The sequence below is a fragment of the Streptomyces silaceus genome, assembly GCF_001419745.1.
GTDB classification, from domain to species: domain Bacteria; phylum Actinomycetota; class Actinomycetes; order Streptomycetales; family Streptomycetaceae; genus Streptomyces; species Streptomyces silaceus.
On sequence record NZ_LIRJ01000348.1, the window covers coordinates 1 to 13,468 of the forward strand.

Sequence of the window (13,468 nt, forward strand, 5' to 3'; positions counted from 1 at the left end):
GGACCGGCCTGTTCACCGGGCGGGGAGGGGATCGGCCGGTTCGCGAGGGGACCGGCCGGTTCGCGAGAGGGCCGGCCCGTGTCACTCCGGCGGGTCCTCCCCCGTCAGGCCGTCCACCGACTCCCGGATGAGGTCGGCGTGGCCCGCGTGCCGCGCGTACTCCTCGATCATGTCGATCAGGACGCGGCGCAGGCTGGGCGATTCGCCGCGCGCGTTCGTGTAGCGCCCCAGCTGCTCCGGGCCACCGCCGGCCAGCGCCTTGTCGACGAGCGACCGGGAGCGGACCACGGCGGACCGCCAGAGGGCCAGGAGCTCCTCGGGAGTGTCCTCGGCGGCCGACCGCCACTCCCAGTCGGGCGTGGCATCCCAGTCCACCGCGTCCCACGGCGGGCCCGGCTGCCTCTGGTCGAACAGCAGCCGGGCGAAGTGCGTGTCCTCGACGAGGGCCAGGTGCTTGAGCAGCCCGCCCAGGGTCATCGTCGAGGCGCCCACGGTGACCCGCATGCCCGCGGCGTCCACGCCCGAGCACTTCCACGCGAAGATCGCGCGCTGGCGTTCCAGGGCGCCGACGAGATGGGCGGTCTCGTCGCCGGCGAGGGGCGGTTCGACCCTGCGTATCGGCTTGTTGGCGTCGGTCACGTCGGGTGCGTCGTTCATGGGCGGGGAGTGTAGCGGGGCGTACGGACAAGCGCGCCGCGCGGCAGGGCGACGCCGCCGCCGGCTTGAGGCCGGCGGGGCGTGACGCAGGACACACCATCCCCCCGCATGCCTCTGGGTAGGCGGCGCGTGATCGGCCGGGTTCGTCCCGGGAGCACCACCAGAAACACGGAGGTATCGATGTCCTCGAAGCGACGCCGCAAGAAGAAGGCCCGCCGCAAGAACGGCGCGAACCACGGAAGCCGTCCCCAGTCCTGAGGACGGCGCGGCAATCGAGGGCGGCACTGTGCGGTGCCGCCCTCGAGGCGTGTGTGGCGCCGCCGGACGAGTACCGGGCGGGTGCCGGACGCCTGCGGAACGACCGCAGAACGACTGCTGGACGGCCACGGGACGACTGCGGGGACGGCCGCGGGACGGCCGACGGCCCCTCCGGCTCAAAGGCCGACGGCAGGCCTCAGTTGGCGTCGACGCTGAGGACCCGGTAGCTCTTGACCTGCTCGCGGTCCTTCCATTCGAGTTCGCTGAAGTAGGTGTTCTCGGTGACCTTCTGGCCAGGGCCGACATGGGAGAAGGTGGCGTAGAGGGTTTCGAGCCGGTCGCCATTGGCGTCGAGCGCCTCGATCTGGGCGAAGAAGTCGTGCCGCTTCTTGGTGGGGTCCTTCAATTCGACGTCGACGATGAAGCTGCCGATGCTGTCGGTCTTCGTCCTCACGACCTTCGCCGCGTCGATGAGTTTCTTCTCGTCGGCCGAGGGGGTCTTCTCCGGGGTGTCGGGCTCCTCGACGCCGACGGCGTCCTCCAGGGCCGACGCGGCCTGCTCCTTGCCGACGCCGTCGTCCTTGGTCTGGTCGGCGGCGCAGGCGCCCAGGCCGAGGGCGATGGTGACGACCGTCGCCGCGGCACCGACGGAGGTCTTCTTGACCCGCACGAAAGGGGCCCTCTCAGTTGTTCGACACGTGACACCTGGAACGTAGGGAACGTGTCAGAAGGCCTCCGCCGACAGAGGTCCCGTCCCGCCGGGGCATCGGCCCTCTCTCCACGGGGCCGATGGTCCCGCGCGGCCCCTTCGAGGCCGCCGTCCGATGCCCTCGCCGTCCTCGCCCCCGCCGCCCCGGCCGCCCTACCTGGTCCGGTACGCCCGCAGGAAGGTCCGTACTCCCTCGACGACGAGCGGCCGGACGCGGTCGTCCTCCGTCGCGTTCGCGGAACCGAGCCTGTCCAGGGCGACGCCGAAGGTCAGCGCGATGAACTGGTCGGCCGCGAGCCGGGGGTCCGGGACGTCGAGCAGCCCCGCCGCACCGAAGGCCGCGAACCGCTCGGCGAGCGCCTCGTCGGGGGTGTCGGCCATGGAGTTGTAGCCCTGGTGCGGCAGGTTGCCGGATTCCGCGCGGACCAGCCGTTGCAGCGTCGCGTACTCCGCCGAGCCGAGCATGTCCGTCGAGATGCGCATCGAGAACGTGACCAGGGCGTCCTCCAGATCCGCGGCCTCGGTGAGGTCGGTGAGGGTGTCGTCGAGGGTGCGCCGGATCGTGGCGATCATCGACTGGCCGACGGCGTCGACGACCGCTTGCAGCAGCGTCCGCTTGTCACCGAAGTAGTCGTACACCGTCCGCTTCGACACCTCGGCGCGCGCGGCGACCGCGTCGACGCTGGACCGGTCGAAGCCGTCGGCGAGGAACAGTTCCCGGGCCGCCGCGAGGATGGCGGCCCGCTTCGGCGCGGAGCCCTCGCGCAGCGTCTTCGTGGTCGAAGTCTGCGTGGTCGATGTCCTCGCGGGCGACGTCCTCTCCGGCGTCTTCGCGGTCGGCGTACTCGTGGTCGACGTCTTCGTGGTCGGCATGGGCCCATCCTAACCGTTCTACACTGCACGGTGTAGTGTAGTGTCGCGTCAGAGCGTGCCGCACTCATCCGTCCACTGCGGCCTGCTGAACCGTGCATGCGTCAACTCGCTTACTCCGTATGCAGGTTCAGTCCGCGACGGCCGTCCCATCGGGCGGTCGCGTACCTGTCCGCAGAACTTCCCGCACCACCCCGCGCCCCGCGTGCAGGGCCGCCGTGTCCGCACCGGGCCGGCCAGGCGGCAGTGCCACGCGTACGACCGAACGAACCGAACCGTTTCTCGCGCTTCCCTCGCCCGGCCATGACGAAAGGACGTCCATGACCGCAACCCTGGCTCCCCCGGTCCGCATCGGGAGAGCCGCTGTCGGGGCCCTCGGCATGCTGGCTGTCGCCACCGGTGCCCTGGAGTCGGTGGTGACACCGACGCTCCCGCTCCTGCAACGCGAGCTCGACATGAGCCCCGCCGAAGGGGCGCTGCTCAGCATCGTCCTGCTCATCACCGGCGCGCTCGTCACGCCGGTCGCGGGCAAGTTAGGCGACCGCTACGGCGGAAAACGGGTCCTGATCCGGCTGATGGCGGTGGTCTGCGCCGGCGGCCTGGTGTCCTCCGTGGCGCCGAACCTGCCCGTGCTGCTGCTCGGTCAGATACTGCAAGGGGCGATGGTGGGCGCGCTGCCCCTGTCGTTCATCCTGGTGCGCAAACACCTCCCCGCGGGCGAGTCGAAGGTGGCCATCGGGGTGGTCAGCGGGTTGTTCGTGGGCGGCGGAATGGCGGGGACGCTGTCGGCCGGGCCCGTGGCGGAAGGACTGTCCCGGCACTGGATGTTCGCGCTGCCGACGATCGCGGTCATCGGGGCCACCCTGCTGGTGAACAGGCTGATGCCCCATGATCCGCCGGGCCGTTCGGACGGCGCCGGAATCGACTGGCCGGGCCTGCTTCTCCTGAGCGGGACGCTGATCACGCTCATGCTCGTGCTCGCCCTCGCGCCCGACGTCGCCGCGCAGCCGCTCGTACTCGTCGCCCTCGTCGTCGTTCTGGCCACCTTCGCGACGGGATGGATCGCCGTCGAGCGCCGTGCGGCCTCGCCGATGGTCGATCTGGGCATGCTGGCGCGGCCGGCGGTCTGGAAGTCGTGCGTGCTGACGTTCGTGATCTGCGTCGGCACCTCGGTCGCCGTCTATCTCATCCCGCAACTGTTCGCCGTGGACTCCGACGCGTACGGATTCGGGGCCAGCGCCACCGCGATCGGCTTCTTCCTGCTGCCCGGCGCCGTGGCCGCGTCGCTCGCCGGGCCGATCGGCGGGGTCGGTGCGCGGCGTCTCGGCTCGCGTGCGGTGGTCACCGCCGGGATCGTCCTCATGGTCACCGCCCTCATCGCCCTGGCGGCCGTGCACACGGAGATCTGGCACCTCGTCGTCGGCAAGGCGGCGATCGCGCTCGCCAACGGCCTGTGCGTCACGGCGATGGTGACCAGCACGGCCACCTCCGTCGACCAGAGCGACACCGGCATCGCGACCAGCCTGGTCCTCGTCACCCGCGTGCTCGGCTACGCCGTGGGCGCACAGCTCAGCGGTGCGCTCCTCACTGCCGCCACCCCTTCCGGGTCGGACGTCCCGGCCGAATCCGCCTTCGTCACCGGCTTCGTCATCGCCGGTGCCGTCACGGCGCTGTCCCTCCTCGTCACCCGCACCATGAGCAAAGGAGTCAAGGAATGACCGGCACCGATCATCTGTCGAGGACCCATCACCTGTCGAGGGGCGCCCGAGAGGCGGATACGCGAGTCGGTGAAGGCCGTGTCCGGGATGCCCGAGGCGCCGCGCCGAGGCGCGAGGTCCTGATATCCGGGGCCAGCATCGCGGGACCCGCCCTCGCGTTCTGGCTGAACCGCCGCGGATTCGCGGTCACGGTCGTCGAGAAGGCGGGCGCGCTTCGCGGCGGCGGCTATCCCATCGACGTACGCGGCACGGCACGTGAGGTCGTCCGGAGGATGGGCCTCCTGCCGCGGCTGCGGGAGGCGCACATCGACCTGCGCCGGCTGACGTTCCTCGAAGGGGACGGCGGTGAAGTGGCCTCCATCAGCCCGCACGCCGTGACCGGCGGCGTCGCGGGACAGGACCTGGAGGTGCGGCGCGGGGACCTGACGGAGGCTCTCTACGCGGCGGTCCGTGACGACGTGGAGTTCTTGTTCGACGACTCCATCGACACCCTCGACCAGTCCGGTGACGGGGTCGACGTCACCTTCCGCGGGGGCGGCAGGCGTACGTTCGACATGGTGTTCGGCGCGGACGGTCTGCACTCGCGGACCCGCGAACTCGCGTTCGGCCCCGAGGAGCAGTTCCACCGGTACCTCGGCTACTGCTTCGCCGGGTTCACCGTGCGCAACACCTTCGGGCTCTCCCACGAGCTCATGATGTGGAACGACCCGGGGAGGGCCGCGGCGCTCTACGCCGTCGGGGACAACGACGACGTGCACGCCTTCCTGAACTTCGCGCACCCGGAGCCGCCGTTCGGCGCGTTCCGGAACCCGGACGCCCAACGGGACCTGGTCGCCTCGGTCTTCGCCGGCGCGGGATGGGAGGTACCGGGCATGCTGGCCGCCCTGCGCGACGCGGACGACCTGTTCTTCGACGCGGTCAGCCAGATCCGTATGCCCCGCTGGTCCAGCGGCAGGGTCGCGCTGGTGGGCGACGCCGCGTACGCGCCCTCGTTCCTCACGGGACAAGGCACCAGCCTCGCGCTCGTCGGCGCGTACATGCTCGCGGATTCCCTCGCCCACCGGGACCACGCGGCGGGCTTCGCGGCGTACGAGGCCGGCACCCGTGCGTTCGTGACCATGAACCAGGACCAGGTCGGCGAGGGCGACGCCACGCTCTTCCCCACCACCGCCGAGGCGTTGGAGCAGCGCAACGCCATGCTGCGCGGTCTCACGGCGATGCCCTCGGGCGAGGGCCGCTCGGCTCATTCGGCGCTCACGCTGCCCGCAGTCGAGCCGGTGTCATGAACCACTGTGATGCGCTGGGGCAGGCGTGCCGGGGACGGCGGCCGGGGAGAGGCCGGGGAGAGGCCGGGGAGAGAAGGAGACGATGACGGGATGACGCGTACCGAGTACTTCGACGACCCCGGCGCTCCCCGGCCGAACAGCCTCGTCGTGGCGGCCTCGGCCGTGGTCACCGATGAGCACGGGCGCGTTCTTCTCCAGCGGCGGCGGGACAACGGGCTGTGGGCCCTGCCCGGTGGCGGCATGGACATGGACGACTCGCTGCCCGGGACGGCCGTCCGCGAGGTCAGGGAGGAGACCGGCCTGGACGTCGAGATCACCGGCCTGGTCGGTACGTACACGGATCCGCGCCATGTGATCGCGTACGCGGACGGTGAAGTACGCAGGCAGTTCAACGTCTGCTTCACGGCGCGCGTCATCGGCGGCGACCTCGCGATCTCCGACGAGTCGACGGAACTGCGGTTCGTCGCCGCCGACGAACTGACGTCGCTGCCGATGCACCACACACAGCGGCTCCGGCTGCGGCACTTCCTGGAGCGGCGCTCGGCGCCCTATCTCGGATAACTCGTTTCCGTATCTCGGATAACTCGTTTCCGTCGCGCGGCACGGCTGGGCGAGCATGTCGGAATGAACAGTTCCGAGGCCGGGCTGATCCTGTTGTGCGGGCTTCCCGGTTCGGGGAAGACGACGCTGGCCAAGCGTCTGGCGCGCGAGATTCCCGCGGTGCGGCTGTGTCCGGACGAATGGCTGGCGGATCTTGGGGTCGATCTCTTCGACGAGGGGGCTCGGGACCGGCTGGAGCGGCGACTCTGGGTACACGCCAAGGAGCTGCTGCGGCTCGGACAGACCGTGATCCTGGAGTACGGCTTCTGGGGGCGCTCCGAGCGGGACGACAAGCGGTTGGCGGCGCGTGCGCTCGGCGTACCCGTCGAGCTGCACTACCTCTCCGCCCCCGTCGACGAGCTGTGCCGCCGCGTCGAGGCGCGCAGCCGGGAGGGCGGGCCGGGGGCCGTGCCGATCAGTCGGGCGTTGATCGAGGAGTACGTGACGCTCTTCCAGGAGCCCGACGAAGAGGAGCTGGGGCTCTTCGACGGCCCGCCGTCGGGCCGCCGTCGCCCCTCAGCCCCGGATCACCTCTCGCCCCGCGCGTAGCCGTCGAGTTCGCGGAGCCGGCGGCCGAGTTCGGCCACGCCGATCGCGGCCGCCAGGGGCGTGTCGCGCAGGGGCTCGGCGAGGGCCTCCTGGCTGTCGAGGAGGGTGCGGCGCCGGGCGTACCAGTCGACGGAGCGGGGCGGGAGCTGCCTGAGCTGTTCCCGCACGATGCCGACCAGTTCCTGGATGTCGGTGCGCAGTCGGGCGTCGAGGCGGGCGAGCTGTTCGACCGGCGGCAGGTCGTGGCAGGCGGACAGGGCTTCCTCTATGCGGGCGGAGCGTCCGGTGGCTTCGCCGGCGTGGTGTGGCTCCGTTGGCTGTTGCATGTCGACGCTCCGGGTCTGTGGTCGTCGGCCGTGCCCCGGTCCGTGCCCGCGGACGCGGGGGTTCTGCGGTCGGAACATGAGATGGGAGCTGGATGGCGGGTCTCCCGGATGACGGCGCGACGGGTGTTGAAGGAACCTTCGCCGGAAAGCGCTCGCAGAGATGCAGCCGGACGCCGGGACTTTCGTGTGCGCGGCTCAGTGGACTGCGGTGGTACGTGGAGGGGGCGTTCCAAGGCCCGCCCCTGCATCACGGGGGGCGGGGCGTTGCGCTCCAGCCAGCGAGCGCGGAGGAATACGGGCCGGCGTATCCGCCCCCCCCCACGGACAAGGCCGCTGGCGTCGGGGTGTGTGGTCAACGCCCGAAGCCAGCGGCTGTCGAGGTACCCGTCGGGGGTCGGGCGCCTCATTCTCTACTTCGTGCGGGGGCGCCGCACCGGATGCACCTCGACGGCTGCGATGTGACGGGCACATGACGGACAGAGCCGCGCGCAGGAGCCGACGCGCCCTCACTCGAAGAAGGGCGGCCCGCTCCCGAAGATCGCCACGGTAGCCGTGTTGACCGCCCGCTCCGTGAAGGTGAACGTGTCCTCGCCCCCGTCGGGCAGTCGGAGGTGCGGGCGCTCGTCCCGCTGGATGTCCCAACAGTCCTCAGCCGATGCGGCGGTGATCCGACCGCCAGTAGCGGCGGTTCTCCGTGACGGCGAGGGGAGGGACTGTCACCACCGCGGTGGTCCTTTCTCTGGCTGCAAGCCTGAGGTTGCAGCTCTTCGCGGTTCAGCCCCTCACCCCTTCCCCGCCCCCAGCGTCAGCCCCGCGATGAAGTGGCGTTGCAGGAGGAGGAAGACCAGGACCGTGGGGAGGGCTACCAGGACCGAGCCTGCGGCCAGGAGGTTGTAGTCCGTGAAGAATTGGCCTCTCAGGTTGTTCAGGGAGGACGTGATGGGGAGCTTCTCCGGGTTCGAGATGAAGATCAGGGCCCACAGGAAGTCGTTGTAGATCCAGGTGAATTCCAGGGTGGCCAGCGCCGCCAGGGCCGGGCGGCACAGGGGCAGTGTGATGCGCCAGAACTGGGTCCAGACCCCCGCGCCGTCCACGATCGCCGCCTCCAGGATCTCCTTCGGGAGCGTCCGCATGAAATTGGAGAGGACGAAGACGCAGAAGCCGATCTGGAAGCCGATGTTGACGATGATCAGGGCCCAGAAGGAGTCGTAGAGGGTGAGTGAGTCGGACATCCACCAGGGCAGCGGGATCTTCAGGAAGAGCGCGTAGAGCGGGGTGACGATGACCTGCGGGGGCAGCAGGTTGCCCGCGGTGAACAGCATCAGCAGGACCATTCCGCCGCGGATCCGCAGCCGCGCGACCGCGAACGCCACGAACGACGCGAAGAACAGCGTCACGATCACCGCGGGCACGGCGATCAGAAGCGTATTGGTGAAGTACTGGCCCATACCGGATTCGGTGTAGGCCTGGCGGTAGTAGTCGAAGGACAGGCGGTCGGGCCAGGAGAAGTAGCCGTGCTCTGCCGTCTCCTCGTAGGGACGCAGCGACGCGTAGACGGCCAGCAGGAGCGGGGCGAGGAAGGCGAGGGAGACGCCGGCCAGGAAGAGGGAGACGCCGAACCGGCCGCGCCGGGGCGGGCGTTGCGGGTCCGGGGAAGTCGACGGCTTCGCGGGCGCGCCGCCGCGGCCGGGGAATGCCGTGCGCAGGTCTGCGGTCATCGGTCGCGCGCACCTCGCAGCTCTTGGACCAGGAACGTCACGATGAATCCCAGGGAGACGGTGAGCAGGACGACCGCGATGGCCGAGCCGAATCCGATGCGGCTCGCCTCGCCGATGATGTTGTCGGTGATGAGCACGGAGAGCAGTTCGAGGCCGTTGCGGCCCTTGTTCACCGCGTACACGATGTCGAAGGCGCGCAGGGCCTCGATGACCGTGATCACGCCGACGATGACGTTGACGGGCCGCAGCGTCGGGAAAACGACGCGGAAGAAGGTCTGACGGGTGTTCGCGCCGTCGATCGCGGCCGCTTCCTTGAGGGCGGGGTCCACGGATTTCAGTCCGGCGAGATAGAGGATCATGACGTAGCCGGTGTGCCGCCAGCTCGCGGCGATCATCATCATCCAGATGTTGAGGTCGGAATCCCCCAGCCAGTCGATGGGATTCTGTTCATTGCCGAGGACGGTGTTGATGACGCCCTGGTCGGTGCCGAGGAGCAGTTGCGCCATGAACCCGACGACGGCGAGCGAGAGCACCACCGGCATGTAGAGAACGGACTGGTAGAAGCGGCTGAACCGCACGCCGCGGTCGATGAGGACCGCGAGGAGAAGTCCGAACGGCGTGGCCACGAGGCCGAGAAAGCCGATCCAGAGGAGATTGTGGCGCACGGCCGGCCAGAAGGCCGGATAGGTGTCGACGAGGCTTTCGTAGTTCTTTCCGCCCACCCACGTGATGTCGCCGATGCCGTCCCAGGACGTGAAGGACAGTCCGACGGAGGCGAGCGTCGGGCCCCAGATGACGACGGCTTCGATCAGGATCGGCAGGCCGAGGAGCAGGCCGAGGACGACGGTGTCGCGGCGTGTGAAGCGGGCGGGGCGGTGGCCCCGCCGGCCGGGCGCTTTACGGGGGCGACCTGCCCGGGTCTCCCTCATGGTCAGCCGACGTCCTGCGCGAAGATGTCCTTCTTCTGCCGCTCGATGCTGTTGCACAGGCCGTCGACGTTCTTCGGGTCGTCGATGAAGTCCTGGAGCGCCTTGATCATGACGGTCTGTGCGAAGTCGGGGCGGGTGTCACGGTCCAGGAACTGCGAGATCTGTTTGGCGCCGGAGACCAGTTCCGCCGACTTCTTCTGCAGCGGGCTGTACTTGGAGGTATCCGCGCCGTCGTTGACCGCGACGTTGTTCGGGTCGCCGGCCAGGTAGACGTCCTCGGCCTCGGGCGTGCCCAGCCATTTCAGGAGGTCCTTGCCGGCGTCGACGTTCTTGGCCTTCTTCGCGATCAGGAATCCGTCGATGGGCGCCTCCACCGCGTCCTGGCCGTGCGCCGGGTCGATCTCGGGGAACGCGAAGAAATCGATGTCGTCGCGTTCGTCCGCGGGGAACTGCTGTCCGGGGTGCGGCATGCCGAAGACGGCCATCCCGGTCTTGCGCTGCTGCAGTCCCTGCCCCGCCTCCTCCCAGGTACGGCCGAGTGCGCCCTTCTGGTAGTACGGCATCAGTTCGCGCCAGAGGTCGAAGACCTTCTTGACCTTGGTGTCGGTCCAGGATTCCTCGCCCGCCATCAGGCTCTTGTGGAAGTCGTATCCGTTGAGCCGCAGGTCGATGTAGTCGAAGGTGCCCATGGCGGGCCAGCCGTCCTTGTCGCAGAACGCGACCGGAATCCCGTCCTTGTGCATCCTCTTGGCGAGGGCGATGAACTCGTCCCACGTCTTGGCCTGTTCGTACCCCTGTTTCTCGAAGAGACTCTTGCGGTGGAAGACGGCCCACGGATAGTAGTAGTACGGCACGAAGTACTGCTTGCCCTCGTGCGTGGACTGGTCCTTCAGTGCCTGGGAGAACCCGCTGAAGCCCTTCCACACATCACTGTTGTCGACCAGCAGACCCTGCTCCGCGAAGTACTGCATGCGGTATCCGGCGAACCACATGAACACGTCGTCCGGTGTGGCCCGGAGATAGCGCGTGATGTTCTGCTGGAATTCGTTGTGCTCTGTGGTGCGGACCTCGACGGTCTTCCCGGTCTTCTTCTTGTACGCGTCGAAGGCGTCCTGGAACGCCTTCTTCGGTACGGCGTCCGAGGAGTTGGAGCCCATGGTGACCTCGTCCTTCTTGCCACCCGGCTTCTCACCACAGGCACTGAGCAGTGCGGGAAGCGTGACCGCCCCGGCTCCCGCGGCCGTGCCGCGCAGGAGATTCCGGCGGGACATCCGATGTCCTGTCATGGCGCCTGGCGCGACGGGACCGCTGAACGATGACTGTGCCATGTCCCCCTCCTCGGGGTTCAACCGAACACAACCGAACGCGAGGGTTGGATCTCACTCCCAAGAGGCACCGCAGTCAAGGGTTCCGGCGCCAGGCGACCGAACCGTTACTGCTCCTCTTCCAACAGAGTCCAACACGCCCTACCGTGAACGCGCAGCCATGACACGTGCATGCAAATCCCTCATCTTCCGCGAAACCGGAGGAACATCACCATGCGTCACCTGCCTTTACGTACCACCCGCCGAAGAGTGATCGGATCGCTGGCCACCGCCTTGCTCTGCGCAGGCGGCCTCGCCGCACCCGCCACGGCGCGCGACTCCGCCGAACCGGCCGCACCGGACCGGACAGCGACGGACAGATCCGCAACCGACAGATCCGCAACCGTCAGGACTGCCGCCGGCCCGACGACGTCCGGCAAGGCGGCCGCCGACCCCGCCGTGCGGCTCCCCGACGGTCTCGCGCTCACCCCGCCCATGGGATTCAACAACTGGAACTCCACCCACTGCCGGGCCGAGTTCGACGAGGCGATGGTCAAGGGGATCGCCGACATCTTCGTCGAGAAGGGCCTCAAGAAGGCCGGCTACGAGTACGTCAATCTCGACGACTGCTGGGCGCTGCCCGAACGCGACGCGAACGGCAAACTGGTCCCCGACCCGAAGCGTTTTCCCCACGGGATCAAGGCCGTTGCCGACTACGTCCACTCCAAAGGACTGAAGCTCGGCATCTACACCAGCGCGGGCACCAAGACCTGCAACGAGGCCGGTTTCCCCGGCGCGCTCGGCCATGAGCGCAGCGACGCCCAGCAGTTCGCCGACTGGGGCGTCGACTATCTCAAGTACGACAACTGCAACAACCAGGGCGTGGACGCCAAGCAGCGGTACATCGCGATGCGCGACGCGCTGAAGGCCGCCTCCGAGACCACCGGCAGGCCCATCGTCTACAGCATCTGCGAGTGGGGCGAGAACAAGCCGTGGGAGTGGGCGGCCGACGTCGGCCATCTGTGGCGCACCACCGGTGACATCAGCGACAACTGGGGCTCCATGTTGTCGATCATGAAGCGGAACCTGCAGCTGGCGAAGTACGCGGGGCCCGGCCGCTGGAACGACCCCGACATGCTCGAGGTCGGCAACGGCGGCATGACCGACACCGAGTACCGCACGCACTTCTCGATGTGGTCGATCATGGCGGCGCCGCTGCTCGTCGGCTCCGACCTGCGCAAGGCCTCCCCCGAGACCTACGAGATCCTCGGCAACAAGGACGTCATCGCCGTCGACCAGGACCCGCTGGGCAAGCAGGGCGAGGTCGTCTCCTCGGAGGCCGGCCGGTGGGTCGTCGCCAAGGAGATGAAGGACGGCAGCCGCGCCGTCGCCCTGTTCAACGAGACCGAGAGCGCCCAGCGCATCGCCACCACCGCGAAGGCCGTCGGCCTCCCCGGCGCCGACGGGTACACGCTGCGCGACCTGTGGCGGCACAAGAGCTACCAGACCGCGGGCGGCATCTCGGCGACCGTCCCCGCGCACGGCACCGTCCTGCTGCGCGTGTCGGCCGACGGCAAGTGGAGCACGCACCCGCCGGCCGTCGAACTCGGCCTGACCGGCGCCGACTTCTTCGAGGCGGGCAAGGCCACGCCGGTCACCACCTCGGTCGCCAACCTCGGCCGCGTGCCCGCCCAGCGGGTCACCGCTTCGCTCGGCGCGCCCGAGGGCTGGCGGGTGAAGGCGACCTCGCCGACCACCGCCCGTTCACTGGCGACCGGCAAGGCGCTGCGTACGTCGTGGCAGGTGACCGCGCCCGCGGGCACCGCACCCGGGTCGTACGACCTGGAACTGAAGGCGACGTACCGCTCGCCGAGCGGCGTGCGCGCCGAGAACGTCCTGCCGCTGTCCGTGCGCGTGGCCGTCGCGCCGCCCGCGGGGGCCTCGGCGCTCGGTGATCTGCCGTGGCTGTCGATGACCAACGGCTGGGGTCCCGTGGAGCGCAACATCAGCAACGGCGAGGGCGCGCTCGGTGACGGCAAGCCGATCACCATCGGCGGCAAGGTGTACGCCAAGGGGCTCGGCGCGCACGCCGAGAGCAACGTCGCCTACTACGCGGGCCGTTCCTGCGAGAAGGTCACCGCGGACGTCGGCGTCGACGACGAGACCCTCACCGGCGGCACGGTCGCCTTCGAGGTCTGGGCGGACGACAAGAAGGTCGCGTCGACGGGTGTCCTCACCAACGCCATGCCCGCGCAGGCGCTCTCCGCGGACGTGACCGGCGCCCAGGTCGTCCGCCTCGTCGTCACCGACGGCGGCGACGGCATCTACGCCGACCACGCGGACTGGGCGGAGGCGACGCTGACCTGCTGAGGGACGGCCGGGGCGGGGGCCGGGGTCACGCCCACGGGCCGAGCGCTACGGAGCCACCGGACTACGGGATTCCGCGTGCCCGGCACCCGCCCCGGCACCGGCACCCGCTCCGGCCGCAGCGCCCGCCCCGGCACCGGCGTCGGCGCCGGCCGCCCCCCGCCCGCTCCCCAGCGC

Annotated in this window: 13 protein-coding genes; 6 read left to right on the forward strand and 7 right to left on the reverse strand. The window is 69.5% G+C overall.

Features of this window, described 5'->3' with window-relative positions; genetic code table 11:
* Window positions 1-81: 81 nt before the first annotated feature.
* Window positions 82-657 carry a DinB family protein gene (locus AOK22_RS28695; protein ID WP_055701631.1) on the reverse strand — a complete coding sequence of 192 codons (576 nt, stop codon included), beginning with the start codon at window positions 655-657 and terminating at the stop codon, window positions 82-84.
* A 180-nt stretch (window positions 658-837) separates the two neighbouring features.
* Here AOK22_RS28695 and AOK22_RS44050 point away from each other — a divergent pair, with 180 nt between their 5' ends.
* Complete coding sequence (locus tag AOK22_RS44050) at window positions 838-915, forward strand: 50S ribosomal protein bL37 (protein WP_370443954.1); 78 nt, start codon at window positions 838-840, stop codon at window positions 913-915.
* Window positions 916-1,111: 196 nt separating this feature from the next.
* Here the strand turns inward: AOK22_RS44050 and AOK22_RS28700 are convergent, their stop codons facing one another.
* Window positions 1,112-1,585, reverse strand: coding sequence for a hypothetical protein (locus AOK22_RS28700; protein ID WP_055701632.1), 474 nt, complete (start codon window positions 1,583-1,585; stop codon window positions 1,112-1,114).
* A gap of 192 nt (window positions 1,586-1,777) precedes the next feature.
* Window positions 1,778-2,497, reverse strand: a complete 720-nt coding sequence (locus AOK22_RS28705) for a TetR/AcrR family transcriptional regulator (RefSeq protein WP_244165102.1) — start codon at window positions 2,495-2,497, stop codon at window positions 1,778-1,780.
* A 317-nt stretch (window positions 2,498-2,814) separates the two neighbouring features.
* Between AOK22_RS28705 and AOK22_RS28710 the strand changes: the two genes are divergently transcribed.
* The 4 genes from AOK22_RS28710 (at window position 2,815) to AOK22_RS28725 (ending at window position 6,647) form a co-directional block, all read left to right on the forward strand.
* A complete protein-coding gene (locus tag AOK22_RS28710; RefSeq protein ID WP_055701633.1) occupies window positions 2,815-4,212 on the forward strand; it encodes an MFS transporter in 1,398 nt (465 codons plus the stop codon).
* Window positions 4,209-5,498, forward strand: coding sequence for a Rossmann-fold NAD(P)-binding domain-containing protein (locus tag AOK22_RS28715; RefSeq protein ID WP_079036886.1), 1,290 nt, complete (start codon window positions 4,209-4,211; stop codon window positions 5,496-5,498). Before AOK22_RS28710 ends, AOK22_RS28715 begins: the two co-directional genes overlap by 4 nt.
* 90 nt (window positions 5,499-5,588) lie before the next feature.
* Window positions 5,589-6,059, forward strand: a complete 471-nt coding sequence (locus AOK22_RS28720; protein WP_055701634.1) for an NUDIX domain-containing protein — start codon at window positions 5,589-5,591, stop codon at window positions 6,057-6,059.
* A 63-nt stretch (window positions 6,060-6,122) separates the two neighbouring features.
* Complete coding sequence (locus AOK22_RS28725) at window positions 6,123-6,647, forward strand: P-loop nucleotide/nucleoside kinase family protein (protein ID WP_055701635.1); 525 nt, start codon at window positions 6,123-6,125, stop codon at window positions 6,645-6,647.
* On the opposite strand, the gene AOK22_RS28730 is transcribed toward AOK22_RS28725, so the two are convergent.
* The 4 genes from AOK22_RS28730 to AOK22_RS28745 all read right to left on the reverse strand — a co-directional run bounded on the left by AOK22_RS28730 (window position 6,626) and on the right by AOK22_RS28745 (window position 10,891).
* On the reverse strand, window positions 6,626-6,973 hold the full coding sequence (locus AOK22_RS28730) for a DUF6415 family natural product biosynthesis protein (RefSeq protein ID WP_055701636.1): 348 nt from the start codon (window positions 6,971-6,973) through the stop codon (window positions 6,626-6,628). The genes AOK22_RS28725 and AOK22_RS28730 overlap by 22 nt on opposite strands.
* Before the next feature lie 782 nt (window positions 6,974-7,755).
* Window positions 7,756-8,691 (reverse strand): carbohydrate ABC transporter permease, encoded by a 936-nt coding sequence (locus AOK22_RS28735; protein ID WP_055701637.1) that lies wholly within the window; start codon window positions 8,689-8,691, stop codon window positions 7,756-7,758.
* Window positions 8,688-9,620 carry a carbohydrate ABC transporter permease gene (locus AOK22_RS28740; RefSeq protein ID WP_055701638.1) on the reverse strand — a complete coding sequence of 311 codons (933 nt, stop codon included), beginning with the start codon at window positions 9,618-9,620 and terminating at the stop codon, window positions 8,688-8,690. Before AOK22_RS28740 ends, AOK22_RS28735 begins: the two co-directional genes overlap by 4 nt.
* A 2-nt stretch (window positions 9,621-9,622) precedes the next feature.
* Window positions 9,623-10,891, reverse strand: a complete 1,269-nt coding sequence (locus tag AOK22_RS28745) for an ABC transporter substrate-binding protein (RefSeq protein WP_055701639.1) — start codon at window positions 10,889-10,891, stop codon at window positions 9,623-9,625.
* A 528-nt stretch (window positions 10,892-11,419) separates the two neighbouring features.
* Here AOK22_RS28745 and AOK22_RS28750 point away from each other — a divergent pair.
* On the forward strand, window positions 11,420-13,294 hold the full coding sequence (locus AOK22_RS28750; protein ID WP_107102052.1) for an NPCBM/NEW2 domain-containing protein: 1,875 nt from the start codon (window positions 11,420-11,422) through the stop codon (window positions 13,292-13,294).
* The last annotated feature ends 174 nt before the right edge of the window (window positions 13,295-13,468 follow it).